Source organism: Vibrio sp. Vb1026, from assembly GCF_033338745.1.
Lineage (GTDB): Bacteria > Pseudomonadota > Gammaproteobacteria > Enterobacterales > Vibrionaceae > Vibrio > Vibrio alginolyticus.
This window is the reverse complement of sequence record NZ_JAWOTH010000157.1, coordinates 1-1,147: the sequence shown is the minus strand read 5'-3', so window position 1 is coordinate 1,147 and position 1,147 is coordinate 1. Positions and strand designations below refer to the sequence as shown.

General features: G+C 45.9%; 1 protein-coding gene. It reads right to left on the bottom strand.

The window, feature by feature from the left end; all coding sequences use genetic code 11:
• A partial coding sequence (locus R7E47_RS24960) for a methyl-accepting chemotaxis protein (protein ID WP_318085458.1) occupies positions 1–1,147 on the bottom strand: 1,147 nt, incomplete at both ends.

Below are 1,147 nucleotides of genomic sequence, written 5' to 3'. Positions count from 1 at the left end.
TGATCGGCTTCTTTCGCAGCGCTTGCGGCGCCTTGTGCGTTGTTCGCAACTTCTGTCGCGGTGACAGACATTTCGTGCATTGCGGTTGCCAGTTGCTCCAATTCTTGAAGCTGAGTTTGAATGGCACCAGCGGAGTCGCGTGCGCCTTCCGCCGTGATTTGAGTACCAGTAAGAATCTGATCAGAGATAGATTTCGATTCAATGATCTGCTGCTGAAGATTTTCCATAAAGGTGTTGAAGTTTTTCGCTAGCTCAGAAAACTCCTGATCGGTGTCAGTTTCTAGGCGTTGCGTTAAATCACCTTTGCCAGATGCGACGTCTTTAATTGCCGTGTTTAGTGTATCTAGCGGGCGCATTAGGGTTCTGATCAGAAGTGTTAATGCGATAACTGAAGCAAGTACAGCGATGATTGAGTAAATGATCGCGCTATTACGTAGCTCTCCAACCACTGAGTAAGCTGCCGTTTCATCAATGATTGCGCCCACATACCAGTTCTCACTTGGGATATGAGTAAGGCTAACCATGTAAGGATTGTTATCAACTTCGATGTGTTGAGTCGCCTTATTTAAGTCAACTTGCGGTAGGTAGCTATTGAGCTTTTCACCGTTGTACTTACTTTGCGGGTGCGCAATCGTCGTACCATCGTCAGTGACTAAGAACAAGTAACCAGCATCAAACAGGTTCACTTGGTTAACTAGGTCGGAAAGGGTAGTTAGCTCTAGGTCGTAAAACATGCCAGCTAAGAACTGGCCGTTTTGTTTTACTGGCGTACCAACAGAGATGATCACATTCTTAGATGATGCATCAACATAAGGGTCGGTAACCACCAAATCGCCTTTGTTTTTGGCTGCGATAAACCAAGGGCGTTGGCGAGGATCATAATCAGGCCCTGCATCCCAACCGTCGTCGTTTTCAATCACGAAGCCATTACTTTCGTAACCAAAACCAATCGCTAGGAAGCTCGATTTCGGAGTTGGCTTTTCAAGAATGTCTTTTACGTATGTGCGGTCGTTTGGTGATAGTTCTATGATCTCTGTGATCGAGCGTGCGAGATCTTTCTTCGCGTTCATTTCGGATTGAACGGTGTTGCTCACACTGGTCAAAATCTCTTTAACGCTTGAATTGATGTGCTCCTGAGTTTGAGAAC